Annotated in this window: 22 protein-coding genes; 16 read left to right on the top strand and 6 right to left on the bottom strand. The window is 60.4% G+C overall.

The window, feature by feature from the left end; genetic code table 11:
• Positions 1-14: 14 nt before the first annotated feature.
• The 3 genes from KHP07_RS21015 to rpmE form a co-directional block, all read right to left on the bottom strand.
• Positions 15-1,283: a malic enzyme-like NAD(P)-binding protein gene (locus KHP07_RS21015; RefSeq protein WP_016979185.1), complete on the bottom strand. Its 1,269-nt coding sequence runs from the start codon at positions 1,281-1,283 to the stop codon at positions 15-17.
• Positions 1,284-1,464: 181 nt separating this feature from the next.
• On the bottom strand, positions 1,465-2,271 hold the full coding sequence (locus tag KHP07_RS21010; protein WP_214497964.1) for a thermonuclease family protein: 807 nt from the start codon (positions 2,269-2,271) through the stop codon (positions 1,465-1,467).
• 14 nt (positions 2,272-2,285) lie between these two features.
• Complete coding sequence (rpmE, locus tag KHP07_RS21005) at positions 2,286-2,519, bottom strand: 50S ribosomal protein L31 (RefSeq protein WP_005784030.1); 234 nt, start codon at positions 2,517-2,519, stop codon at positions 2,286-2,288.
• Between the two features lie 215 nt (positions 2,520-2,734).
• Between rpmE and KHP07_RS21000 the strand changes: the two genes are divergently transcribed.
• From KHP07_RS21000 to KHP07_RS20955, 10 genes are all read left to right on the top strand, one after another.
• A complete protein-coding gene (locus KHP07_RS21000; protein ID WP_078046501.1) occupies positions 2,735-4,954 on the top strand; it encodes a primosomal protein N' in 2,220 nt (739 codons plus the stop codon).
• 204 nt (positions 4,955-5,158) lie between these two features.
• Positions 5,159-6,895 (top strand): arginine--tRNA ligase, encoded by a 1,737-nt coding sequence (gene argS, locus KHP07_RS20995; protein ID WP_214497963.1) that lies wholly within the window; start codon positions 5,159-5,161, stop codon positions 6,893-6,895.
• A gap of 1 nt (position 6,896) precedes the next feature.
• Entirely contained in the window at positions 6,897-7,598 is a 702-nt protein-coding gene (locus tag KHP07_RS20990; RefSeq protein WP_025858692.1) for an SPOR domain-containing protein, read from the top strand.
• A gap of 246 nt (positions 7,599-7,844) precedes the next feature.
• Positions 7,845-8,375 (top strand): ATP-dependent protease subunit HslV, encoded by a 531-nt coding sequence (gene hslV, locus KHP07_RS20985; protein WP_003171209.1) that lies wholly within the window; start codon positions 7,845-7,847, stop codon positions 8,373-8,375.
• Positions 8,376-8,412: 37 nt separating this feature from the next.
• Positions 8,413-9,750, top strand: coding sequence for an ATP-dependent protease ATPase subunit HslU (gene hslU, locus KHP07_RS20980; protein ID WP_078046500.1), 1,338 nt, complete (start codon positions 8,413-8,415; stop codon positions 9,748-9,750).
• Positions 9,751-9,911: 161 nt separating this feature from the next.
• Positions 9,912-10,289, top strand: a complete 378-nt coding sequence (locus KHP07_RS20975) for a gamma-butyrobetaine hydroxylase family protein (RefSeq protein WP_078046499.1) — start codon at positions 9,912-9,914, stop codon at positions 10,287-10,289.
• Between the two features lie 249 nt (positions 10,290-10,538).
• On the top strand, positions 10,539-12,218 hold the full coding sequence (gene phaC / locus KHP07_RS20970; protein WP_099492906.1) for a class II poly(R)-hydroxyalkanoic acid synthase: 1,680 nt from the start codon (positions 10,539-10,541) through the stop codon (positions 12,216-12,218).
• 165 nt (positions 12,219-12,383) lie between these two features.
• Positions 12,384-13,229 (top strand): poly(3-hydroxyalkanoate) depolymerase, encoded by an 846-nt coding sequence (gene phaZ / locus KHP07_RS20965; protein ID WP_214497962.1) that lies wholly within the window; start codon positions 12,384-12,386, stop codon positions 13,227-13,229.
• 89 nt (positions 13,230-13,318) lie between these two features.
• Entirely contained in the window at positions 13,319-15,001 is a 1,683-nt protein-coding gene (phaC, locus tag KHP07_RS20960) for a class II poly(R)-hydroxyalkanoic acid synthase (RefSeq protein ID WP_214497961.1), read from the top strand.
• A 27-nt stretch (positions 15,002-15,028) separates the two neighbouring features.
• The gene (locus KHP07_RS20955; protein WP_078046496.1) at positions 15,029-15,649 is read left to right on the top strand and encodes a TetR/AcrR family transcriptional regulator; all 621 of its coding nucleotides are present in this window, start codon (positions 15,029-15,031) and stop codon (positions 15,647-15,649) included.
• Positions 15,650-15,686: 37 nt separating this feature from the next.
• Here KHP07_RS20955 and KHP07_RS20950 read toward each other — a convergent pair whose 3' ends face one another.
• Positions 15,687-16,382: a response regulator transcription factor gene (locus KHP07_RS20950; protein ID WP_223204490.1), complete on the bottom strand. Its 696-nt coding sequence runs from the start codon at positions 16,380-16,382 to the stop codon at positions 15,687-15,689.
• 365 nt (positions 16,383-16,747) lie between these two features.
• On the opposite strand from KHP07_RS20950, the gene KHP07_RS20945 reads away from it, so the two are divergent.
• The 6 genes from KHP07_RS20945 (at position 16,748) to KHP07_RS20920 (ending at position 23,187) form a co-directional block, all read left to right on the top strand.
• A complete protein-coding gene (locus tag KHP07_RS20945) occupies positions 16,748-17,329 on the top strand; it encodes a fimbrial protein (RefSeq protein WP_099492907.1) in 582 nt (193 codons plus the stop codon).
• A gap of 94 nt (positions 17,330-17,423) precedes the next feature.
• Entirely contained in the window at positions 17,424-18,197 is a 774-nt protein-coding gene (locus KHP07_RS20940; protein ID WP_214497960.1) for a fimbria/pilus periplasmic chaperone, read from the top strand.
• A gap of 7 nt (positions 18,198-18,204) precedes the next feature.
• Positions 18,205-18,972 (top strand): fimbrial biogenesis chaperone, encoded by a 768-nt coding sequence (locus tag KHP07_RS20935; protein ID WP_099492908.1) that lies wholly within the window; start codon positions 18,205-18,207, stop codon positions 18,970-18,972.
• A 127-nt stretch (positions 18,973-19,099) separates the two neighbouring features.
• Positions 19,100-21,664: a fimbria/pilus outer membrane usher protein gene (locus tag KHP07_RS20930; RefSeq protein WP_214497959.1), complete on the top strand. Its 2,565-nt coding sequence runs from the start codon at positions 19,100-19,102 to the stop codon at positions 21,662-21,664.
• 28 nt (positions 21,665-21,692) lie between these two features.
• Positions 21,693-22,643 (top strand): fimbrial protein, encoded by a 951-nt coding sequence (locus KHP07_RS20925; protein ID WP_078050858.1) that lies wholly within the window; start codon positions 21,693-21,695, stop codon positions 22,641-22,643.
• Positions 22,644-22,662: 19 nt separating this feature from the next.
• Positions 22,663-23,187, top strand: coding sequence for a fimbrial protein (locus KHP07_RS20920; protein WP_078046491.1), 525 nt, complete (start codon positions 22,663-22,665; stop codon positions 23,185-23,187).
• Between the two features lie 82 nt (positions 23,188-23,269).
• On the opposite strand, the gene KHP07_RS20915 is transcribed toward KHP07_RS20920, so the two are convergent.
• Both KHP07_RS20915 and KHP07_RS20910 read right to left on the bottom strand, forming a co-directional pair.
• Positions 23,270-24,268 (bottom strand): phasin family protein, encoded by a 999-nt coding sequence (locus KHP07_RS20915; RefSeq protein WP_099492910.1) that lies wholly within the window; start codon positions 24,266-24,268, stop codon positions 23,270-23,272.
• A gap of 12 nt (positions 24,269-24,280) precedes the next feature.
• On the bottom strand, positions 24,281-24,703 hold the full coding sequence (locus KHP07_RS20910) for a phasin family protein (protein ID WP_078046489.1): 423 nt from the start codon (positions 24,701-24,703) through the stop codon (positions 24,281-24,283).
• Positions 24,704-24,745 lie beyond the last annotated feature (42 nt).

The following is a 24,745-nucleotide window of genomic DNA, read 5'->3' as shown; positions in this document are numbered from 1 at the left end:
TGCGCTACAACGGCTTAGCCGTTGAACACATCATCCACGCTTTGCAGCGGGTAGTGCTTCGGATACGGCAGGGTGGCCACGCCGGTCTCGATGGCGGCCTTGGCCACGGCATCGGAGATCAGGGTGATCAGGCGCTTGTCCATTGGTTTCGGGATGATGTACTCACGACCGAATTCCAGCTTGATACCGCCGTAGGCGTCGCACACTTCCTGAGGCACTGGCAGCTTGGCCAGTTCACGCAGGGCGTTGGCGGCAGCCACTTTCATCTCTTCGTTGATGCGCTTGGCGCGAACGTCCAGGGCGCCACGGAAGATGAACGGGAAGCCCAGCACATTGTTGACCTGGTTCGGGTAGTCCGAACGGCCGGTCGCCATGATCACGTCGCTACGGGTGGCGTGAGCCAGTTCCGGCGAGATCTCTGGGTCCGGGTTGGAGCAGGCGAACACGATCGGGTTGGCGGCCATAGACTTGAGGCCTTCGGCGCTCAGCAGGTTCGGGCCGGACAGGCCGACGAACACGTCTGCGCCGTCGAGGGCGTCAGCCAGGGTGCGCTTGTCGGTGGCGTGGGCAAACATCGCCTTGTACTGGTTCAGGTCGGTACGCTCGGACTGGACCACGCCCTTGCTGTCGACCATGAAGATGTTTTCCAGCTTGGCGCCCATGCTCACCAGCAACTTCATGCAGGAGATGGCCGCAGCGCCGGCGCCCAGGCAGACGATCTGTGCGTCGGCCAGGGTCTTGCCTGCGATTTCCAGGGCGTTGATCATGCCGGCCGCCGTAACGATCGCGGTGCCGTGCTGGTCATCGTGGAATACCGGAATGTCGCACTGTTCGATCAGGGCCTTTTCGATCTCGAAGCACTCAGGTGCCTTGATGTCTTCCAGGTTGATGCCACCGAAGGTGATGGAAATGCGCTTGACCGTGTCGATGAAAGCCTGCGGGCTTTCGGAGTCGACTTCGATGTCGAAAACGTCGATGCCGGCGAAGCGCTTGAACAGCACGCCTTTACCTTCCATGACTGGCTTGGACGCCAATGGGCCGAGGTTACCCAGGCCGAGGATCGCGGTGCCATCGGAAATCACTGCAACCAGGTTGCCTTTGCCGGTGTACTTGTACGCCAGTTCGGGGTCGCGGGCGATTTCACGTACGGGCTCGGCAACACCAGGGCTGTAGGCCAGCGACAGGTCACGGGCGGTGGCAGTGGCCTTGGTGAGCTCTACACTCAGCTTTCCTGGACGAGGATGGGCATGATATTCGAGAGCGGCAGTTTTCAAATCAGACATATCGGCATTCCGCTTTTACTGTTGGTCGACGGACCGCCGAGGATACGCGTGTCGTAAAGTCCCCACAAGACTGGGCAGTCACGGGTGTCAAGGGCCCAAAGCGCCGTACTTTGGTCTAAGGCCACGGGATACAAGGGCTCAACTGTTCACAATCGACTAAAAAAATGTCTACAATTTTTTCTTAAAGCGACGATTTGAGCATGCTGGGATCGGTCAGTGGCAGAAGCCAACGCGCCTGGCCGTTTTTCAGGCCGCCACGCTTGGCGCGATCCTGCACCCAGCCACGGGCCTCGATTGACTGGCCTTGCAGACCATTGAGCCACCCGGCGTCGAATTGACGGACAACCTCGGGTGCAATGCGTAATACCAGTGAGCCCTGCAATTCGATCCAGATTCCACCGCGATTGCGTTCGATCTTGCTCACCCGGCCGCTGACCAAAGCAAAACCGGACTGCTTGAGCTGCGCCACGTTGTGTACCGGTGACTGGCGCCACACACCCAGACGCGCCTCACGGGCGCTGTTCTCCGCAGCCTGCTGGCAGGCGACAAGATCAACATTGGGCGCGACGCCTACCTGAAACCCCAGGCCTTCAGCCAGCAGCTGCGCCTCAAGATTCTTACCCTCAGCGCCGTACAGGTGGGCCAAGGTACGGCCGTAGCGATCCTTTCCCTCACGCCCAACAACCAGGCCGACGCGACGGTCGCTGGCGTCCACCAATGCCTGCAAGCGCTGACGGGCGGCGACGGCGTAAGGCTCGTCGGCGCGACCGCGCTTACCGGTTTCAGGCGCATTGAGGCCAATCATCCGCACGCTGCGACCATCCTTGAGGCGTACGGTATCGCCATCCACCACACGCTGCACCTCCACCTGGACCAAGGCGGCCGGGGCGGGGCAAAACACGTCGGCCTGGGCGACTGAAAGCCAAATCCCAGGCACAAAAAAGGCGCCCACAAGGGACGCCTTTTTCAACAGCTGGCAAAAGCCCATAAGGCTTTTGAGCCTTACTCTGCTGGAGTAGCAGCAGGCTTCTTGCCGAAAGCACCAAAGCGATCTGCGAAGCGCTGTACACGGCCGCCGGTGTCCAGAGTTTTCTGCTTACCGGTGTAGAACGGGTGGCACTCGTTGCATACGTCAGTACCCAGTGGCTTGCACAGGTTCGAACGGGTTTCGAACTTGTTGCCGCAGCTGCAGGTGACTTCGATGGTTTCGTACGCTGGATGGATATCGGCTTTCATGGCACTTCCTCGGGCTAGCGTGCCGCCACTCGACACTATTGTCGAATACCGCACGTAATTAGGCCGCGGATTCTACCAGACCTTTTCAATCGCGCAAGCGGCGCTTCCGGTTGAAGACCTCCTTTCATCAGAAAACCGTGGCATACCCAAGCCCTCCCCTGTCTGCTAGGCTCCCGCCCCTGCGCCACCGCCTGCCTTTATATGAGACCCCTCGCGTGCCCGACGCCATTTTGCGCCTTGCCCTGCCCTCGCCCCTGCGCCGCCTGTTCGATTACCGGGCCCCGGCCGGCGTGCTGCGGGCGCAGTTGCAGCCGGGCATGCGCGTGCGCGTACCGTTCGGGCGCCGAGAGATGATCGGCATCCTGGTGGAAGTTTCTGACCACAGCGAAGTGCCGGCCGAGAAACTCAAGCCTGCCCTGGCGATCCTTGACGCCACCCCACCGCTACCGCCTGCGCTGTTCAAGCTGTGCCTGTGGACGGCCCAGTATTACCAGCACAGCCTGGGCGACACCCTGAGCTGGGCGTTACCCGTGCTGTTGCGCCAGGGCGAACTGGCCGAAGCGCGTCAGGAGCGCTTTTGGTCGATGGTGCCGGGGGCGCGCCTCGACGACCCGCGCATTGCCCGCGCGCCGCGCCAGCGTGAAGCCTTGGCCACACTGGCGCAGCACCCTCACGGCGTGGCTCACCAGCTATTAAGCAAGCTGATGCTGAGCAAAGACAGCCTCGACCTGCTGCTGGCCAAGGGCCTGGTGCAGGTGGAGATCCGCAAGCACGCGCCCGACGCCCGTCACGAACACTGGCTGGCGCAGCCGGAACTGCCGCTGAACCCCGAGCAACGCGCGGCCTACGAGGCGATTCGCGCCGGCTTTGACAGTTTCCACGCGTTCTTGCTGGCCGGCGTCACCGGCAGCGGCAAGACCGAAGTCTATCTGCAGTTGATCCGCGAAACCCTGCAAGCCGGAAAACAGGCGCTGGTGCTGATCCCCGAGATCAACCTGGGCCCGCAAACCCTGGCGCGGTTCGAGCAGCGCTTCAACGCGCGTATCGCCCTGGTGCACTCGGCAGTCAACGACCGCGAGCGCCTGGAGTCATGGCTGGCCGCGCGGGATGGCGAGGCCGACATTATTATTGGCACCCGGTCGGCGCTGTTCACGCCGATGAAAAACCCTGGGTTGATCATCATCGACGAGGAGCATGACGGCTCCTATAAACAGCAGGAAGGCCTGCGCTATCACGCCCGCGACCTGGCGCTGGTGCGTGCACGCCAGGAAGACATCCCGATCGTGCTGGGCTCGGCCACGCCGTCCCTCGAAAGCCTGCACAACGCTTACACCGGTCGTTACGGCCTGCTACGCCTGAACGAGCGCGCGGGCGGCGCCAAGCAGCCACGTTTCCTGCGCCTGGATGTTAAAAGTCGCCCGCTGGACAGCGGTATTTCCGGGCCGATGCAACAAGCCATCGGCCAGACGCTTGCCGCCGGCCAACAGGTGCTGGTGTTCCTCAATCGCCGTGGTTTTGCGCCGACGTTGCTGTGCCATGACTGCGGCTGGATGTCCGAGTGCGAGCGCTGCGACGCGCGCATGACCGTGCACCAGCGTTACGGCGAACTGCGCTGCCATCACTGCGGCCATGTGGAGCGGGTGCCGCGCCATTGCCCGCAGTGCGGCAAAGTCGACCTGCGGCCGGTTGGCGCAGGCACCGAGCGGGCCGAAGAGCGCCTGGGCATCCTGTTCCCGGATTACCCGGTGCTGCGGGTCGACCGCGACAGCACGTCGCGCAAGGACGCGATGAACCAGCTGTTCGCCACCATCCAGAAAGGCCAGCCGTGCATCCTCATCGGTACGCAGATGCTTGCCAAGGGGCACCATTTTCCACGGGTGACCCTGGTGTCGATCCTGGATGCCGACGGCGGGCTGTTCTCCGGGGACTTCCGCGCCAGCGAACGCATGGCGCAGTTGATCGTGCAGGTTGCCGGCCGCGCGGGCCGCGCCGAGGAGCCTGGCCGGGTGATTATCCAGACGCACCTGGCCGACCACCCGCTGCTCATCCAACTGACAGAACAAGGCTACTTCGCCTTCGCCGAGCAGGCCCTGAGCGAACGCCGCGCCGCCGGCTTGCCGCCGTTTTCCCACTTGGCCTTGCTACGCGCCGAGGCGCACAAGCCGGGGCAGGCCGAGGGTTTCCTGGATGAAGCCTGCAGCGCCGCCGAACGTTTGCTCGGCGAGCTGGGTCTGAGCGGCATCGAACTGCTCGGCCCGGTGCCCGCGCCTATGGAGCGCCGCGCCGGGCGTTATCGTGCTCAGCTACTCTTGCAGGCAACCTCGCGCGCACCGCTGCATCGGCTATTAAGTAGCTGGTTGCTTGCCCTGGAGCAACTGCCCAGCGGCCGGCAAGTGCGATGGTCATTGGATGTGGACCCGGTAGATTTGTACTGACCGTTAAATGGCCATCGCAGGCAAGCCAGCTCCCACAATTTGAAATGTGAACAGCCTTAAATGTGGGAGCGGGCTTGCCCGCGATGAGGCCCGCAGGTCCGCCAACCCGTCTGAATGGTTGGCAAGCCCGCCCTCGCCACGGATAATGCCCAGTTTTTCCACCTGCGCATCGCGCGCCGCCGCTTGCGGTCGAAAGAGAACACCATGAAAGACACCATTCGCCAGCTGATCCAACAAGCCCTCACCCAACTCGTCAACGAAGGTGTGTTGCCTGAAGGCCTGTCGCCGGCGATCCAGGTGGAAAACACCCGCGACAAGACCCACGGTGACTTTGCCAGCAACATTGCGATGATGCTGTCCAAGCCGGCCGGCATGAAACCGCGCGACCTGGCAGAAAAAATCATCGCCGCGCTGCCTGCCGACGAGAGTGTCACCAAGGCTGAAATCGCCGGCCCGGGCTTTATCAACTTCTTCCAGAACACCCAGGCCCTGGCGTCGCGCCTGGATGCGGCCCTGGCCGACGCCAAGATCGGCGTGCGCAAGGCCGGCCCGCTGCAGCGCGTGGTCGTCGACCTATCGGCGCCGAACCTGGCCAAAGAGATGCACGTCGGCCACCTGCGCTCAACCATCATTGGCGACGGCGCGGCGCGGGTCCTGGAGTTCCTCGGCGACGAGGTGATCCGTCAGAACCACGTCGGCGACTGGGGCACTCAGTTCGGCATGCTGATGGCTTACCTGCAAGAAAACCCGATCACCAGCAACGAGCTGTCGGACCTGGAAAACTTCTACCGCGCCGCCAAGAAGCGCTTCGACGAATCCGAAGAATTCGCCGACCGCGCCCGTGGCCTGGTGGTCAAGCTACAAGCCGGTGACGCCGAGTGCCTGGCACTGTGGAACCGTTTCCGTGACATTTCCCTGTCTCACTGCCAGGAAATCTACGAACTACTCAACGTCAAATTGACCATGGCCGACGTGATGGGCGAAAGCGCTTACAACGACGACCTGATGAATGTGGTCAACGACCTCAAGGCCAAGGGCCTGCTGGTAGAGAGCAACGGCGCGCAGTGCGTGTTCCTCGAAGAATTCAAGACCGCCGACGGCGAGCCGCTGCCGGTGATCATCGTCAAGGCCGATGGCGGCTACCTCTACGCCACCACCGACCTGGCCGCCGTGCGCTACCGCAGCGGCGTGCTCAAGGCCGATCGCGCCTTGTATTTTGTCGACCAACGCCAGGCGCTGCACTTCCAGCAGGTGTTCGAAGTGGCGCGTCGCGCCGGTTTCGTCACCCACCCGATGCACATGGAGCACATGGGCTTCGGCACCATGAACGGCGCCGATGGCCGCCCGTTCAAGACCCGCGACGGCGGCACCGTGAAGCTGATCGACCTGCTCACCGAAGCGCAGGAACGTGCCTACAGCCTGGTGAAGGAAAAGAACCCGGAGCTGGCCGAGGCCGACCTGCGCAACATCGCCCGCGTGGTGGGCATTGGTGCGGTCAAATACGCCGACCTGTCCAAGCACCGCACCAGCGACTACAGCTTCAACTTCGACCTGATGCTCAACTTCGAAGGCAACACCGCGCCGTACCTGCTGTACGCCTATACCCGTGTGGCTGGCGTGTTCCGCAAGCTGGGCAAGGACTTCAGCGAAGTTGAAGGCCAGATCGTGCTGGACGCCCCGCACGAACAGGAACTGGCCGCCAAATTGGCGCAATTCGGCGAAGTGCTGAATAGCGTCGGTGAGAAAGGCACGCCGCACATCCTGTGCACCTACCTGTACGAAGTCGCCGGCCTGTTCTCCAGCTTCTACGAGAACTGCCCGATCCTGACCGCCGACGACGAAGCCCAGAAGCAAAGCCGCCTGCGCTTGGCTGCACTGGCTGGACGGACCCTCAAGCAAGGCCTCGAACTGTTGGGCCTGGAAACACTGGAGCGTATGTAAGTTGGCTGCCAAGAAAAAACCCGCACCCAAGCGCGGCGCCAGCCGCTATCAGGCCCCGGCGAAGAAGCCGATCCCGGGCTGGTTGTGGATGGCCATCGGCCTCACCGTCGGCGCGTTTATTGTGTTCCTGATGAAGCTGGATCCGGGCAAGGGCGATGACGTCAAACGGGTCAAGCAGGAACAGCAGAAGGCCACGAAAATGGCCGAAGCCAACAAGACTGCGCCAAGCCCGACCGCACCGGTGAAGCCGAAATACGACTTCTATACGCTGCTGCCGGAATCGGAAGTGATCGTGCCGCCTGACGCCGTGCCGGAGAAAACCCTGCCGACGCCACAAGTGCCGACCACGCCAGTTACCCCTGCCGAAGCGGCGAAAATCGACACGGCACGCGCCCAGGCCGCACTGGCCGGGATCACCCCGCCGCCGGCACCGCCGGTTGCCGAGACCAAGGCCGCACCCGTGACCAAGTTCTTCCTGCAAGCGGGTTCGTTCCCGAAACAGGCGGATGCGGATCGCGTGCGGGCGCAGATCATTCTGCTCGGCCAGTCGGTGACAGTGGAGTCCGGGACGGTCAAGGATGCCACTTGGTATCGCGTACTCGTTGGGCCGTTCAGCAACCGAGAACAGCTGACTGTGGCGCAGAAACAATTGGCTGGCGCGGGCTTTAGCAACCTGTTGTTACAACAACGCCAGAGTCGCTGAGCCTAAGAGCGCAGCAGACCCCATGTGGGAGCGGGCTTGCTCGCGAATGCGGTATTTCAGTCAGTATTTTCGGCGACTGACCCACCGCATTCGCGAGCAAGCCCGCTCCCACATTTTGTTTTATGGCGTGTCAGAAAGATAAACACCACTCGTCCGCACACTGCCCCCGCGGTTGAAATCCCCCCCGCCACCCCCATATGAGTTTTCATCAGGGCATTTTCGCCCCGCTGCGTGGAGACTCTCCCCTTGACCACCATCGTTTCAGTACGTCGCCACGGCAAAGTCGTCATGGGCGGCGACGGCCAGGTTTCCCTGGGTAATACCGTGATGAAAGGCAACGCCAAGAAAGTGCGTCGCCTGTACCACGGCCAGGTGCTCGCAGGCTTTGCCGGCGCGACTGCCGACGCCTTCACCCTCTTCGAGCGTTTCGAAGGCCAGCTTGAGAAACATCAGGGCCACCTCGTGCGCGCTGCGGTCGAACTCGCCAAAGAATGGCGCACCGACCGCTCCCTCAGCCGCCTGGAAGCCATGCTGGCCGTTGCCAACAAAGACGCTTCCCTGATCATCACCGGTAACGGCGATGTGGTTGAGCCTGAACATGGCCTGATCGCCATGGGTTCCGGCGGTGGCTACGCCCAGGCGGCAGCCAGCGCACTGCTGAAGAAGACCGACCTGTCGGCCCGCGAAATCGTCGAGACGGCCCTGGGCATTGCCGGCGATATCTGCGTGTTTACCAATCACAACCAGACCATTGAGGAGCAGGACCTCGCCGAGTAAGCCGTAGGCTTATTTCCGCTTGAGGCCGCCAAACACTATGTCCATGACTCCCCGCGAAATCGTCCATGAACTCAACCGCCATATCATCGGCCAGGACGATGCCAAGCGCGCCGTTGCCATTGCGCTGCGTAACCGCTGGCGCCGGATGCAACTGCCCGAAGAATTGCGCGTTGAAGTAACGCCGAAGAACATCCTGATGATTGGCCCGACCGGCGTCGGTAAAACCGAGATCGCCCGTCGCCTGGCCAAGCTGGCCAACGCGCCGTTTATCAAGGTCGAAGCCACCAAGTTCACCGAAGTGGGTTACGTGGGCCGCGACGTCGAGTCGATCATTCGTGACCTGGCCGATGCCGCCCTGAAGCTGCTGCGCGAACAGGAAATGACCAAGGTCAGCCACCGCGCCGAAGACGCCGCCGAAGAACGTATCCTCGATGCCCTGCTGCCACCGGCACGCATGGGCTTCAACGAAGACGCCGCACCGGCCTCGGACTCCAACACCCGCCAGCTGTTCCGTAAGCGCCTGCGTGAAGGCCAGCTGGACGACAAGGAAATCGAGATCGAAGTCGCCGAAGTCTCCGGCGTCGACATCTCTGCTCCGCCTGGCATGGAAGAAATGACCAGCCAGTTGCAGAACCTGTTCGCCAACATGGGCAAGGGCAAAAAGAAAAGCCGCAAGCTCAAGGTGAAGGAAGCGCTGAAACTGGTGCGCGACGAAGAAGCCGGGCGCCTGGTAAATGAGGAAGAACTCAAGGCCAAGGCCCTGGAAGCGGTCGAGCAGCACGGCATCGTGTTTATCGACGAAATCGACAAGGTGGCCAAGCGCGGCAACTCCGGCGGTGTGGATGTATCCCGCGAAGGCGTACAGCGCGACCTGCTACCGCTGATCGAGGGCTGCACCGTGAACACCAAGCTGGGTATGGTCAAGACCGACCACATCCTGTTTATCGCCTCCGGTGCGTTCCACCTGAGCAAGCCAAGCGACCTGGTGCCGGAGCTGCAAGGCCGCCTGCCGATTCGCGTGGAGCTCAAGGCGCTGACCCCGGGCGACTTTGAGCGCATCCTCAGTGAACCGCACGCGTCGCTCACCGAGCAGTACCGTGAGTTGCTGAAAACCGAAGGCCTGGGCATCGAGTTCCAGCCGGACGGCATCAAGCGCTTGGCGGAGATCGCCTGGCAGGTCAACGAGAAGACCGAGAACATCGGTGCGCGTCGCCTGCACACCTTGCTGGAGCGTTTGCTGGAAGAAGTGTCCTTCAGTGCCGGCGACCTAGCCGGTGCGCAAAATGGCGAAGTAATCAAGATCGATGCGGGTTACGTCAACAGCCACCTGGGCGAATTGGCGCAGAACGAAGACCTGTCTCGTTATATCCTGTAAGCCTCACGCAGGACCGCTTTGCTTTATTGTGGGAGCGGGCATTGCTCGCGAATGCGGTGTATCAGTAACAGATGTGCTGACTGGCACACCGCATTCGCGAGCAAGCCCGCTCCCACAGTTTGAAGCCGGTTCCTTCAGGACTATTTCTGGGCGGTTCTCCAATGTCGAAATTTCCCACGGCTGTAAACCTGCACAAAACCTCCAACACCCTCGGCCTCACCTACGGGCCCGACGAGGTGTACCAACTCCCCGCCGAACTGCTGCGCACCCACTCGCCTTCCGCCGAGGTCCAGGGGCATGGCAAACCCATCCTGCAATTCGGCAAGCTCAACGTGAAGTTGATCAAGGTAGAAGCCGCCGGCCAGTACGCACTGAAATTGACCTTCGACGACGGCCATGACAGCGGACTGTTCACCTGGGACTACCTCTACCAACTGGCCGTGCGTCAGGACGCGCTGTGGGCCGATTATCTGGCCGAGCTCAAAGCCGCCGGTAAAACCCGCGATCCGAGTGAGTCGATCGTACGGCTGATGCTCTAGCCCAGGCCTCTCGCTCTTTAGAGGGCATTTTCTAATTTCATCTGCTTGAATGCCTTCTCTTGTGGCCAACGATTGGCCTGCTTGCGAAAAAAATTAAACTCGGGTAACCAATGGAACTGGCAAGTTCCCTGCATTTGACGATGCGGTATCAACGGTCACCCGAGTCGCAGTACCAGGCTTGTGTTGTGTATCGAAACTTGGTGCGCAGCGGTACCCGGTACTCGTCTTTCGGACAATGGAGCGTCGTAGATGAGTAACAAGAACAACGATGACTTGAAACGCCAGGCCTCGGAAAACACCCTGGGGCTCAACCCGATCATCGCGTTACGCAAAAAGGATTTACTCGCCTCGGCGAAGATGGTGCTGACCCAAGCCATCAAGCAACCGTTGCACAGCGTCAAGCACGTCGCCCACTTTGGCGTCGAACTCAAGAACGTGATGTTCGGCAAGTCGGCGCTGGTGCCCGAAAGCGACGACCGCCGCTTCAGTGACCCGGCCTGGAGCCAGAACCCGCTCTACAAACGTTATCTGCAAACCTACCTGGCGTGGCGCAAGGAACTGCACGACTGGATCGGTGACAGCAATCTGTCGGAACAGGACATCAGCCGCGGCCACTTCGTGATCAACCTGATGACCGAAGCCATGGCCCCCACCAACAGCGCGGCCAACCCGGCGGCGGTCAAACGCTTCTTCGAGACCGGCGGCAAGAGCCTGCTCGATGGCCTGTCCCACCTGGCCAAGGACATGGTGCACAACGGCGGCATGCCGAGCCAGGTCAACATGGGCGCCTTTGAAGTGGGCAAGACCCTGGGCACCACCGAAGGCGCGGTGGTGTTTCGCAATGACGTACTGGAGCTGATCCAGTACAAGCCGATCACCGAACAGGTGCACGAACGCCCACTGCTGGTGGTGCCACCGCAGATCAACAAATTCTATGTATTCGACCTGAGCCCGGAGAAGAGCCTGGCGCGTTTTTGCCTGCGCAATGGCCAGCAGACCTTTATCGTGAGCTGGCGCAACCCGACCAAGGCCCAGCGTGAATGGGGCCTGTCGACCTATATCGAAGCGCTCAAGGAAGCGGTGGATGTGGTCACGGCGATTACCGGCAGCAAAGACGTGAATATGCTTGGCGCCTGCTCCGGCGGCATCACCTGCACCGCCCTGCTCGGCCACTACGCGGCGCTGGGGGAGAAGAAGGTCAACGCCCTGACCCTGCTGGTAAGCGTGCTCGACACGACGCTGGACACCCAAGTAGCGCTGTTCGTCGACGAACAGACCCTGGAAGCCGCCAAGCGCCATTCCTACCAGGCCGGCGTACTGGAAGGCCGCGACATGGCCAAGGTGTTCGCCTGGATGCGCCCCAACGACCTGATCTGGAACTACTGGGTGAACAACTACCTGCTGGGCAACGAGCCGCCGGTGTTCGACATCCTGTTCTGGAACAACGACACCACCCGCTTGCCCGCAGCCTTCCACGGCGACCTGATCGAACTGTTCAAAAACAACCCACTGGTGCGCGCCAACGCCCTGGAAGTGTGCGGCACGCCGATCGACCTCAAGCAGGTCACCGCTGATATTTACTCACTGGCCGGTACCAACGACCACATCACGCCGTGGCAGTCTTGCTACAAGTCAGCGCAGCTGTTTGGTGGCAAGGTTGAGTTCGTGCTGTCCAGCAGCGGGCATATCCAGAGCATCCTCAACCCGCCGGGCAACCCCAAGGCACGCTACCAGACCAGCGACAGCCTGACGGCGAAACCGCTGGACTGGCAGGAGAATGCCACCAAGCACACCGATTCGTGGTGGCTGCATTGGCAGGTGTGGCAGGCGGAGCGGGCGGGTAAGTTGAAGAAGGCGCCGACAAGTTTGGGTAACAAAACCTATGCAGCGGCAGAAGCCGCGCCGGGCACTTATGTACATGAACGATAAGCAGATGGTTGGTTGAAATGCAGTCACTGTGGGAGCTGGCTTGCCTGCGATAGCGGCGAGTCAGTTGTTGATGGGCTGGCGGAAAGAATGCCATCGCAGGCAAGCCAGCTCCCACATGGATCGCATCGCCCATAAGACTTACGCACCACCTGACAGGGCTTTCCCATGCCGCAACCGTTCATCTTTCGTACCATCGACCTGGATGGCCAGACCATCCGCACGGCGGTGCGCCCGGGCAAGCCTCACTTGACGCCGCTGCTGATCTTCAATGGCATCGGCGCCAACCTTGAGCTGGTGTTTCCGTTCGTCCAGGCACTGGACCCGGACCTGGAAGTGATCGCCTTCGATGTACCCGGCGTGGGCGGTTCATCCACGCCAAACCGGCCCTACCGCTTTCCCGGCCTGGCCAAACTGACCGCACGCATGCTCGATTACCTGGACTATGGCCAGGTAAATGCGGTGGGCGTGTCCTGGGGCGGCGCGTTGGCGCAGCAGTTTGCCTACGATTACCCGGAACGTTGCAAGAAGCTGATCCTGGCTGCCACGGCAGCGGGGGCGGTGATGGTGCCGGGCAAGCCCAAGGTGCTTTGGCTGATGGCCAGCCCGCGCCGCTATATTCAACCGTCCCACGTGGTGCGCATCGCGCCGATGATCTACGGCGGTTCGTTCCGCCGCGACTCGAACCTGGCCGCCGAACACGCGAGCAAAGTGCGCTCGGCTGGCAAGCTGGGCTACTACTGGCAACTGTTCGCGGGGTTGGGCTGGACCAGCATCCACTGGCTGCACAAGATCCGCCAACCCACCCTGGTGTTGGCCGGCGACGACGACCCGCTGATCCCGCTGATCAACATGCGCATGCTCGCCTGGCGCATTCCCAATGCACAGTTGCACATCATCGATGACGGTCACTTATTCCTGATCACCCGGGCCGAAGCCGTGGCGCCGATCATCATGAAGTTTCTCGAAGAGGAGCGCATGCGCGCGGTGATTCATCCGCGACCGGCCGTGTAAGGACTGCACCGCCGCGCAACTTGCCAGGAACCGACTATGGTTCTGAATTGGCGTGCCTCTTTGATGGCTTGACGAAGGAGTGTTGGCTCATGCGAGAAAGACCCGTGACGAACCCGGCCCCCACCCCTGCCGCGTTCATCAATGCGCAAAATGCAATCACCGGCCTGCGCGGCCGGGACTTGCTGTCGACCCTGCGCAGCGTCGCCGCCCACGGCTTGCGCAACCCCTTGCATACCGCCCGCCATGCCATGGCCTTGGGCGGCCAGCTGGGTCGCGTGCTGCTGGGTGAAACCGTGCATGCGCCCAACCCCAACGACAGCCGCTTCAGCGACCCGACCTGGGCGCTCAACCCGCTATACCGTCGCAGCCTGCAAGCCTATCTGAGCTGGCAGAAACAAACGCGTCACTGGATCGATGACAGCGCGATGAGCGCCGACGACCGGGCCCGTGCGCATTTTGCCTTCGCCCTGCTCAATGATGCCCTCTCCCCCTCCAATACCTTGCTCAATCCCCTGGCGATCAAGGAGCTGCTCAACTCCGGTGGCAACAGCGTGGTGCGCGGCGTCAGCAACCTGTTCGAAGATTTGCTGCACAACAATGGCCTGCCACGTCAGGTCAGCAAGCACGCGTTCGAGGTCGGCAAAACCGTAGCCACCACGCCGGGCTCGGTGGTGTTTCGCAATGAGCTGCTGGAGCTGATCCAGTACAAGCCCATGAGCGAAAAACAGTACGCCAAGCCGCTGCTGATCGTGCCGCCGCAAATCAACAAGTACTACATTTTCGACCTGAGCCCGGCCAACAGCTTTGTGCAATACGCCCTCAAGAACGGCCTGCAAACGTTCATGGTCAGTTGGCGCAACCCAGATGTGCGCCATCGCGAATGGGGCCTCTCCACCTACGTCGCTGCGCTGGAGGAAGCGCTCAACGTGTGCCGCGCGATCACCGGTGCCCGCGAGGTCAACCTGATGGGCGCCTGCGCCGGCGGCCTGACCATCGCCGCGCTGCAAGGCCACCTGCAAGCCAAGCGCCAGTTGCGACGCATCTCCAGTGCCAGTTACCTGGTGAGCCTGCTGGACAGCCAGATCGACAGCCCCGCCACGCTGTTCGCCGACGAACAGACCCTGGAAGCCGCCAAGCGCCGCTCCTACCAGCAAGGTGTGCTCGACGGTCGCGACATGGCCAAGGTGTTCGCCTGGATGCGGCCCAATGACCTGATCTGGAACTACTGGATCAACAACTACCTGCTGGGCAAGGAACCGCCGGCCTTCGACATCCTGTACTGGAACAACGACAACACACGCCTGCCCGCCGCGCTGCATGGCGACCTGCTGGACTTCTTCAAGCACAACCCGCTCAGCCATCCCGGCGGCCTGGAGGTCTGCGGCACGCCCATCGATTTGCAAAAGGTCACCGTGGACAGTTTCAGCGTGGCCGGTATCAACGACCACATCACGCCGTGGGATGCGGTGTACCGCTCCACCCAATTGCTCGGCGGCGAGCGGCGCTTCGTGCTGTCCAACAGCGGGCATATCCAGAGCATCCTCAACCCGCCGGGCAACCCCAAGGCCAACTATGTCGAGAATCCCAAGCTGAGCAGCGACCCACGCGCCTGGTATTACGACGCCAACCACGTCGAAGGCAGCTGGTGGCCGCAGTGGCTGGAGTGGATCCAGCAGCGCTCTGGCGTGCAACGCGAAACCCTCACCGCCCTGGGCAACCAGAACTACCCACCGATGGAAGCGGCGCCGGGCACTTACGTGCGCGTGCGCTGAGCTCAACGATCACATTAAGAAGACTGGATGAAGACGCGCGACCGTATCCTTGAATGTGCCCTGCAGTTGTTCAACCACAAGGGCGAACCGAACGTGTCGACCATGGAGGTGGCCAATGAAATGGGGATCAGCCCCGGCAACCTCTACTACCACTTCCATGGCAAGGAACCGCTGGTACTCGGCTTGTTCGAGCGCTTTCAGAATGAGCTGGCGCCCCTGCTTGATCCACCGGCCGACGCGCAACTGGAAGCCGAGGACTACTGGCTGTTCCTGCACCTGATCGTCGAGCGCATGGCGCATTACCGGTTTCTGTTCCAGGACCTCTCGAACCTGGCGGGTCGCTTGCCGAAGCTGGCCAAGGGCATTCGCAACCTGCTGACGGCGCTCAAACGTACCCTGGCCTCTTTGCTGGCACGGCTGAAGGCGGCGGGCCAACTGGTCAGCAGTACCCAGGCACTGGGGCAGTTAGTGGAACAGATCACCATGACCCTGCTGTTTTCACTGGACTACCAACGGATTCTCGATCGCGAAAGTGAAGTGCAGGTCGTGGTCTACCAGATCATGATGCTGGTAGCGCCGCATCTGTTGCCGCCGGTGCAACAGGTGACCGAGCGACTGGCGCTGCGTTACCTCGACAACCCAACTTAGCGTATAACCCTCAGGCCATTATCGTACGGCGACTATACTATTCAGGCTTTCCGAATTGTCGAGTGAACTTGAAAAGTTCACTGTCAGTACGGATGCCCAACTTGCGATACGCCGACTGTTTTTGCGTGCTGATCGTACTGGTGCTGCGCGAAAACTTTATTGCAATAGAACTCACCGACATACCATCAAGAAAACAACGCAACACCTCTTGCTCTTTGGGTGTCAGGCAGGCGTTCGGCCTTAATGCGGCAGATACTTCCAGATTCGACTTAAAGTTCACCCACTCCAGAATAGATTGCCTGCCTTGCTCTACTGACAGCATACCCGGCTGCAAGTAAATATATCCTTGTGCGACCGTTCGAACGGCCATGATCAACTCTGCCAACTTCTGGGTCTTGCCTACAACACCCCAGCATCCAGCCTTTAATGCCATCGAGACCGTTGCGGGCGTGCAGTGGGACGATAAGACGACGGGCCTGGACTGCTTGAAACGTCGACTCACTGCCCGGATCAAACTGAGGCCATCAAGCTCCGTAGGCCCCAATGTAAAGTCCATGATGATAACCTCTACAGGCTGAGCGGCCAGCGCCTCCAATAACTCCCTGCCGGTGCCGAACGAGCCCACCACCTCGAGGTCGGCCTCGTTACTCAGGCCCAACTCGATCCCCTGTCGAACCATTTCATGATCATCAAGCAACATGATGGAATGCGTTTTGGACATTAAAGTACGCATCAAATAATCCGTCCTCGTCAATACCACTTATTAGAAAACTGCTTAATCATCACGATCACGGTATATCCCAGCCGAACATCAGGATCAATCAATAGCAACAATAAGGACTGTTCGTACAGAAATAAGGATTGTTCGTACAAAAAAAACTTACAGCCATTACCCACGCGTCAAGTCAATGCAATTACTTGTAATAAATATATAAAATTTCGAACAATCTCTAACGCAATCTCGTTACTTCTCTATAGGCAATTGTTCCCCCTCCGAACAATGATTGGGTTCCGCCAATTGCCGTAATGAATCACCCACAGATATCGGGTTTAACACCCGTTGGCGGATTACATAAACACTTCATGTTCGGGACTATTATGAACCTCAATGCTCTCTCTACCCTTGCAGCAACCGTTGCCTTGGTCACTGCTATTTCGCAAAGCGCACACGCGGCCAATGACGGCACCATCAATTTCACCGGGCTGGTGAATGATGTGACCTGCACCATCGAAGGCTCGGCGCCAGGTACCGGTGCAGTGGTCAAGGACGTCAACCTTGGCGGTGTATCCGCTTCACGCCTGCAAAACCCTGGCGACCGCGCCAACCTGACCGGCTTCTCCATTCGCATTGGTGCGCCCGGCGAAGGCGCATGCACCAACGGCCGCACGGCCATGGTGGCGTTCGACCCCACCAGCCCCGCCATCGATGTAGCGACCGGACGCTTGAATATCGACGGCTACAACGACCCCTCCGACACCACCAACGCCAAGAACGTACAGGTTGAAGTGACCAACCGTGATGGCACCCCGATTCACGTTTACACCGAAAAATCGGAAGGCGTAGTGATCGCCGACAACCAGGCCGTGATCCCACTGGCTGCACAAATGTACGCCAGCGGCGCCGCGACTGAAGGTGCCGTCAAAACGCGTGTGGGCTTCATGGTTGTGTACGCCGACTAAGGGGCAAGAGGCCGAGCATCCGCAAGCCTTGTATGTAGCGGACCTGCAGCCGTTGGGCAGGTCCTTCGCCAGATTCAAAGAGATCTTCGACACTATGAAAACAATGGCCCGCCTCGCGCTTGCCTTCTGTGTTTTTGGGCTGCTGTCGCTGCAAACAAATAGCGCCCAGGCAGGTGTCATCATTTATGGCACCCGCGTGATCTTCCCAGCCGAGCAGCAAGAAGTGGTCGTGCGCCTGGAAAACAAGGGCGATCGCCCGTCGCTGGTGCAGACCTGGCTGGATACAGGCGACCTGAATTCCACACCGGCCACCGCGCAGACGCCGTTTACCCTTTCACCACCGATCTTTCGCATGGAACCGCATCAGCAACAGGCCGTGCGCTTGTTCTACTCCGGTAAGCCTTCCCCGTCTGATCGCGAAAGCCTGTACTGGCTCAACGTGCTGGAGATTCCACCCAGCGCAAACAATGCCGAGCAGAACAACCTCGAACTGGCATTTCGCACCCGATTGCGCGTGTTCCTGCGCCCCCAGGCATTGCCCTATCCGGCAGGCAGCGCCCCTTCGAAGCTGGAATGGAAACTGGTCGACAGTGGCCAGGGTTTTGCGCTGCAGGTGACCAACCCGACGCCGTACCATATTTCCCTCACCGCCGTTGACTTGCTGAGCAACGGTAAACGCTTCAGTAAAGCGCCGAACACGCAAGCCAATGACAGCCTGCTGATGCCCGCCGGCGACGTAAAACGCTTTGTGCTGCCGCTGCTGCGCAATCGTCCCGAGGGCGCGCCTGAAGTCGAGTTCACCACGGTTACCGACTTCGGCGCTCGTGTGCGCCACTCGGCAAGCCTTACCCCTTCGGCAGCCAGGTGATGACCCCATGAATGCGCGCTCCTTTGCCTTTTGGCCAGCCAGGCTTCTGACATTGCTGTTTGCACTGATCGCCAGTGCCGCAGCACACGCCAGCGTTATCATCAACAACACGCGGATCATCTACCCGCAGAACGACAAAGAGGTAACGGTCAGGCTGGAAAGCAAGAACCAGGCACCGGTGCTGGTACAGACGTGGCTGGACAGCGGCGACGAACACTCGACGCCAGACCTCGCAGGAATTCCGTTTATCTCCACGCCGCCAATTTTTCGCATGGAGCCAGGCAAACAGCAGGTGGTACGCCTGGCGTATACCGGAGAGGCATTGCCGTCGGCGCAGGAAAGCCTGTTCTGGTTCAACCTGCTGGAAGTGCCGGCTCAATCCCAGGGTTTCCAACAGGGCAACCAGTTGCAACTGGCCTTCCGCTCTCGGATCAAGTTGTTTGTTCGCCCACCCAACCTGCCTTATGGGGTCGATGCGGCTCCTGGAAAACTGCAATGGCGCCGCGAGACCACCGAGCAAGGCCAGGTTCTGGAAGTCCACAACCCGACCCCTTACCACGTGACGTTCGAGCAGATCGAGGTGTTGGCGTCACAGCAACGTCATGCCCGCAAGCCCGCCACGTCAAACGCGGAAAACATGGTGATACCGGGAGGTCGCAACCGCTTTGAACTGCCCGGCTTCAAAGCACCTCACGACGGCACAACCACGGTGGAGTTCCAGACACTGGACGACTTCGGCGTAAAGGTCTCCCACAGCGCCAAGGTCTCGTCATGACTCTCTAGACGCCCTGACTGCAGCGGCCGCTCTTCACCTAATCACACGTTCGGTTGATGCCCATTTTTAAGGGCAGGGAATCCCCTGGCCCGAATTCGGCTCCCCTGGTTTTTTTGGAATGGTAAACATGAGTTTGAACACGCCCGCCAGCATCCGCCACTGGCCCCTGGCATGTTATCGATTAACGCGTACAGTGCGTTGCCTGCTGTTGGCCGGCGCACCTGCCATGGGCGCCTACGCCGACGAGAACGTCGAGTTCAACCCCGCCTTTTTCCCGGACGGTGCGGGTGGCCAGCAGGTGGATATTTCGAAATTCAGCCAGGGCAATGTGGTGTTGCCCGGCAGCTACCGCACCGATGTCTATCTCAATGGCCAGTGGATCGGGCGCGAGACCCTGTCGTTCGTTGCGGTCGAAGGGCAAAACTCTGCGCAGCTTTGCCTGGAGCGTGACGCACTGCTCAGGTTCGGCATCGACCTGGACGCGCCGCAGAAACAGCCGCTCGAACCAGGCCAGGCGCCGGCCGCCGAGTTTGCCAGTTGCCATGAAATTTCCACCTACCTGCCGGGCAGTAGCAGCCAGTTCGACTCAGGTGAAAACCGCCTGACGCTGCAAGTCCCGCAGATTTACCTGGCACGCAAGGCACGCGGTTATGTCGACCCCAAGCATTGGGACGGCGGTGTCGACGCCGCGTTCGTGCGCTACAACGCCAACACGTTCTCGACCCGTACCAATGGCCGCACGCTCAACTCCCATTACCTGGGCCTTAACACCGGGCTTAACCTGGGCGACTGGCACTGGCGGCACAGCGGCAGCTTCAGCCGCACAGATAACGCGTCGGGCTATCAAAGCAGTTCCACCTATGTGCAACGTGAGCTGAGCCCACTGCAATCACAACTGATGATGGGGGAGATCTTCACCTCGGGCGAGCTGTTCGACAGCGTGCGCCTGCGTGGGGCCAGCCTGTTCAGTGATGACCGGATGCTGCCTGATTCCCAGACCGGTTTCGCGCCCGTTGTCCGTGGCATCGCCGAAACCAATGCCCGGGTCACGGTGCGCCAACGCGGCGTGCTATTGGATGAAGTCTCGGTCGCACCCGGACCGTTTGTGCTCAACGACCTGTTTCCCACCGGGTACGGCGGCGACCTGACCGTGACCGTCACCGAGGCCGATGGCCGCCAGCGTGAGTTCATCGTGCCGTTCGCCGCCAATGCCAACCTGCTGCGTGCAGGCCATAGTCGTTATTCCGTGAGTGTTGGCCAGCTAGATGAAATCGGCCTGCGTCACCCGCCCAAGCTGATGCAAGGCACTTATCAGCACGGCTTGAACAACCTGTTGACCGGCTATGGCGGTGTCGTAGTCGGCGATGACTATCAGTCGCGCTTGCTGGGCTTGGCATTCAACACCTCGCTGGGTGCGCTGTCGCTGGACCTGACCAACTCCAAAGCCAACATTCCGGGGCACAGCACCCGGGATGGCCAAAGCCTGCAACTGCGCTACAGCAAGAACTTCACCGAGACCGGCACCTACTTTGCCCTGGGTGCCTACCGCTACTCCACGGAAGGCTTCCTGGGTGTGGCCGACGCCGCCCGGGTACGCGACCTCGCCATCGCCGGCCTCAACGTGGACAACGTGTCGCGCCTGCGCGACCGAATGGATATCAGCCTCAACCAAAGCCTGGGCAAGGGTTCGGTGTACCTGACCGGCTCCTCGCAGAACTACTGGAACCGCAACAGCGGCAACCTGACCTTTACCACGGGTTACGCCGGAAGCTGGAAAAGCCTTCACTACACCCTCAGCGCCCAGCGCACCAAGGACCTGCTCAGTGAACGGGTCGACAAGCAAATAGAACTGACCCTGAGTTTGCCGCTCGGCACCGGCGCACGTTCACCGACCCTGACCACCACTGCCTTTCGCGGCAATCAAAGCAGCGGTGAACGCGTGAACCTTGGCGGCACCCTGGGCGAGCGCAACGAACTCAGCTACGGCGTAGGCGCCAGCCGGGTTCAGGGTGGCGGCAGCGCCACGAATGCCGATGCGAAGTACCAAGCCAGCAGTGGCGTGGTCTCCGCAGGGTTCGGGCAAAGCAACACCTACCGAGCGTTGTCCCTGGGCGTGACCGGCGGCATCGTCGCCCATGCCGATGGCATCACCTTTGCGCCCGAACTGGGCGACACCATTGGCATCGTGCAAGCGCCCGATGCACAAGGTGCGCGGGTCAATGGCAACCACGGCGCCCAGGTCGGCAAGAATGGCTTTGCCGTGGTGCCCCACCTCACGCCGTATCGCCAGAACGCGGTGGAGTTGGACCCCAAGGACCTGTCCGTCGACGTAGAACTCAAGACCGCCGCGCAAAACGTCGCACCGCGTGCAGGCTCCGTAGTGAAGCTGCAATTCGAGACCGTCAGCGGCCAAGCGTTACTGGTGACTGCGCTGCGGGAGGATGGCAGCCCCCTGCCCTTCGGTTCGGATGTGTTCGACGAAGAGGGCGCCAGTGTCGGCATTGTCGGGCAGGGCGGTAAAGCATTCGTGCGCGTGGCACGCGCGCAGGGGCTGCTGACCGTCAAGTGGGGGCCTGAGGCCGCTGCTTCTTGTCGACTGATGTACGCCGTGGACGCCCTATCGAAAGGTGATGCTCGCCAGCGTTTGCGCCATCTGGATGCTGGCACCTGCCAACCCAATAGCAACGGCTGACGCCCCATTGATGAGTACGGGAATGACCATGAAATACGCCATGAAATTAGTTTTTCCTCTGCTTGCCCTGTGCGTGCCGACCGTTGCTCAAGCGGCGCCATGCGACAGGTACCAGAGCGATACCTTCACCCTGAACTTGCCGGCGACCATTACCGTGCCCGACAGCCTACCCGTCGGAAGCCTCATTCATCGCCAGGCATTCAACGGTTCGGCCCCCGAGTATTTTGCCAATTGCACCGTGTCTATCGCGAGCTGGATCGACGGGCGATATCCGATGGGAACAGATCCGGTGACCCGCTCCTACCCCACCGAGGCGCCAGGCGTTGGCGTACGCATCACAATGAGATGGGCGGGCGGCGGAGGGCCCGCTGCCTTTTCATTGTTCAACCAAGGCCCCACACCGCTGTACGGGAAGGTGCCCAGCTTCACTTCAGCGGAGGCAAGCTTCTACAAAATCGGGCCAGTCACAGACGGAACAGTGCCCAGCGGATACTTCTGGAGCAGGAGAATTGCTGGCGTCACACAGCGCTTCAGCCTGCAGCTCGGTAGCCGGGTGCGCTTCGTCAGGCCGGCTGCCACCTGCGACCTGGCTGCCGGCGACGTCAACCGCACGATCCCTCTCACCCCGATAAAAGTCAGCGACCTCAGAGACATCGACTATGCCGGCATGCTGAACTTCGAACTGACCGCTAACTGTACAAACGCCACCAACGTCACCTTTCGTTTCAGCGGCACCCCTGCGCCCGGGAACAACGTGCTCTTCGCCAACACGGGCACGGCAAGCGGGGTAGCCCTGTGGTTGGGATCGCGCATCAACGGGGTCCAGCAAACCATTTCTCCGAATGCCAATAACATCCGCAACGTTGCCGTTTCCGGCAATCGCGCAGTCTTACCGCTCAGCGCGGCCTATCACAAAAACGGTACGGTCGGCCAAGGCACGCTCGCCAGTACCGCCACCGTCAACATCACCTATAACTAAAAACCCTGAGGAGTCATTGATGAACCTACGAGCCGTGTCTTTCTTACTCGCAACCACTGTCGGCCTCGCCGCCACGCAAGCCCACGCTGCGACAACAGGCACTTTGCGCTTTACCGGCCAGGTCAATGCCGGCACCTGCAACCTGGCAGCTGGTGACGAGAACCGCACTATTTCGCTGCCCCCCATCAAGATCTCGGATTTTGATGCAAGCCCCAGCGCAGGGGTGCTGGACTTCGAGCTCTCTGCCGATTGCGAATCAGACATCCGCAATGTGATTTTCCTCTTCACGGGAACACCGTCCGTAGTAAACGGGGCACTATTTTCCAACACGGGCACCTCGGCGGGGACGGCCCTTTGGCTGCTGCATCGTTCAACACCCCTATACGCCATCCCAGCGAACGGCACCGTCGCTCAGCGCAGCCGCACGGTTACAACAACCGGCAATAAGGCGACCATACCGCTCAGTGCGGCCTACTATAAAACGGGCGCAGTGACCCAGGGCACCCTGGCCAGTGCCATTACGGTTTCCATCACTTACAACTGACGACAGCCTGACCGGCGGCGCTGCGAGCACAAAAAAGCCCGACCTTTAACAGGCCGGGCATTTTTTTGCGTCCTGGAAAAAATCAGGACTGACTGGATGGCGTCGGGTTTGCCGGCGTTGCAGTCGGGGTCACAGCAGCAGGGGTCGGTGCGGATACCGAGTTGGCTGTGGAAGCGGTTGGCGCCGGAGTCGCCGGCTTGGCCGCAACAGCAGGCTTGGGTGCTGCTGGTTTTTTCGCGACCGCTGGTTTCTTGGCTGCGGCTGGTTTTGCCGCAGGCTTGGCTGCGGCAGGCTTGGCGGCCGGTTTCGCCGCAGCCGGCTTGGCTGCAGGTTTCGCAGCGGCCGGTTTGGCAGCAGGTTTTGCAGCTGCGGTTTTAGCCGCTGGCTTGGCAGCCGGTTTGGCGGCGGCCTTGGCTGCGGGTTTAGCCGCTGGTTTAGCAGCAGGCTTGGCAGCCGCTTTAGCCGCGACGGGTTTGGCAGCAGTCTTGGCGGCCGGCTTGGCAGCTGCAGTTTTGGCGGCTGGTTTAGCAGCTGCTTTGGCGGGCGCCTTGGCCGCAGGTTTGGAAGCCGGCTTGGCAGCCGCTTTTACCAGAGGCTTGGCTGCTGTTTTGGCAGCAGGTTTGGCGGCGGCGGTTTTAGCGGCAGGCTTGGCAGCAGGTTTGGCCGCAGCCGTTTTCGCAGGAGCCACTTTAGCGCCGGTGAGTTTTTCGATCTGCTTGGTCAGGGTATCGACCTTGCTGTGCAGCGTCTTCAGTTCAGCCTTGCTCGGCACGCCCAGTCGCGAAATGGCACTGTTAAGGCGCTTGTCGAAAGTTTCTTCCAACTTGCCCCAGGTGTCAGAAATGCTCGACTTGGCGGAACCGGCAGTTGCCTTGGCCGCTTCAACTTTTTTACCAACCGTGGTTTTGGTCAACTTCTCGGCCTTCTCGCCGTCCTTGACCAAAGTCTCGAAGTACTTGCCGCCGTCACTGCTAACCTTCGAGTACACGCCTAAACCAGCAAGCCAGATCTTACGGGAATATTTTTCAACTTCCCCGACCCACGAGCTGCCTTCTTTCTGAGTAGTCTTTTTAACAGCCATCCCGATGTCTCCTTAGTGTTTACGCGCGACACGTTCTAGCAATGTCGTCAGCTCTTCGAGCTTAGCAGAGAGTGTCTCAACGTCATGTTTAGACGCAATGCCGATTCGATTCAAGGCACTGGCAACACGAGTATCAAAAGCTTTTTCAACTTTATCCAGCTGAACTTCTACCAGACCTTTGACGGAGGAGACATTACTCTTTACTTGATCAATCTGACTGTTGGCGGCCTCAAGTTGTTCAACTGCAACTTTTTTGCCTTTACTTTCAACATGTTGACCAGTTTTAACCAGCTCTTTGAAGTAGTCGCTGCCCTCGCTTCCAACCTTGGCGTAGGCACCAAGACCCGCCAGCCAGATCTTGCGGGCGTAGGATTTAACGTCGCTCAGAGTAGTGGTCGGGGCGTCGATTTTTTTCTTCAGGATAACTTTGGCCATGGTGCACCTCACGCAGAATAGGGGGGAGGAACGGCCCACAGG

The organism is Pseudomonas sp. VS40, assembly GCF_018587885.1.
GTDB classification, from domain to species: domain Bacteria; phylum Pseudomonadota; class Gammaproteobacteria; order Pseudomonadales; family Pseudomonadaceae; genus Aquipseudomonas; species Aquipseudomonas pergaminensis.
The sequence above is the reverse complement of the archived record's forward strand: the minus strand, read 5'-3'. Positions and strand labels throughout refer to the sequence as shown.

Coding starts and splice junctions, on each gene's coding strand:
- hslU (WP_078046500.1), top strand. CDS start 8,413: ATGTCCATGACTCCCCGCGAAATCGTCCATGAACTCAACCGCCATATC.
- KHP07_RS20950 (WP_223204490.1), bottom strand. CDS start 16,382: ATGCGTACTTTAATGTCCAAAACGCATTCCATCATGTTGCTTGATGAT.
- KHP07_RS21015 (WP_016979185.1), bottom strand. CDS start 1,283: ATGTCTGATTTGAAAACTGCCGCTCTCGAATATCATGCCCATCCTCGT.
- KHP07_RS20910 (WP_078046489.1), bottom strand. CDS start 24,703: ATGGCCAAAGTTATCCTGAAGAAAAAAATCGACGCCCCGACCACTACT.
- KHP07_RS20925 (WP_078050858.1), top strand. CDS start 21,693: ATGAAATACGCCATGAAATTAGTTTTTCCTCTGCTTGCCCTGTGCGTG.
- KHP07_RS20940 (WP_214497960.1), top strand. CDS start 17,424: ATGAAAACAATGGCCCGCCTCGCGCTTGCCTTCTGTGTTTTTGGGCTG.
- KHP07_RS20930 (WP_214497959.1), top strand. CDS start 19,100: ATGAGTTTGAACACGCCCGCCAGCATCCGCCACTGGCCCCTGGCATGT.
- KHP07_RS21010 (WP_214497964.1), bottom strand. CDS start 2,271: ATGGGCTTTTGCCAGCTGTTGAAAAAGGCGTCCCTTGTGGGCGCCTTT.
- KHP07_RS20935 (WP_099492908.1), top strand. CDS start 18,205: ATGAATGCGCGCTCCTTTGCCTTTTGGCCAGCCAGGCTTCTGACATTG.
- KHP07_RS20955 (WP_078046496.1), top strand. CDS start 15,029: ATGAAGACGCGCGACCGTATCCTTGAATGTGCCCTGCAGTTGTTCAAC.
- phaZ (WP_214497962.1), top strand. CDS start 12,384: ATGCCGCAACCGTTCATCTTTCGTACCATCGACCTGGATGGCCAGACC.
- KHP07_RS20975 (WP_078046499.1), top strand. CDS start 9,912: ATGTCGAAATTTCCCACGGCTGTAAACCTGCACAAAACCTCCAACACC.
- KHP07_RS20920 (WP_078046491.1), top strand. CDS start 22,663: ATGAACCTACGAGCCGTGTCTTTCTTACTCGCAACCACTGTCGGCCTC.
- argS (WP_214497963.1), top strand. CDS start 5,159: ATGAAAGACACCATTCGCCAGCTGATCCAACAAGCCCTCACCCAACTC.
- phaC (WP_099492906.1), top strand. CDS start 10,539: ATGAGTAACAAGAACAACGATGACTTGAAACGCCAGGCCTCGGAAAAC.
- KHP07_RS20915 (WP_099492910.1), bottom strand. CDS start 24,268: ATGGCTGTTAAAAAGACTACTCAGAAAGAAGGCAGCTCGTGGGTCGGG.
- phaC (WP_214497961.1), top strand. CDS start 13,319: ATGCGAGAAAGACCCGTGACGAACCCGGCCCCCACCCCTGCCGCGTTC.
- rpmE (WP_005784030.1), bottom strand. CDS start 2,519: ATGAAAGCCGATATCCATCCAGCGTACGAAACCATCGAAGTCACCTGC.
- KHP07_RS20945 (WP_099492907.1), top strand. CDS start 16,748: ATGAACCTCAATGCTCTCTCTACCCTTGCAGCAACCGTTGCCTTGGTC.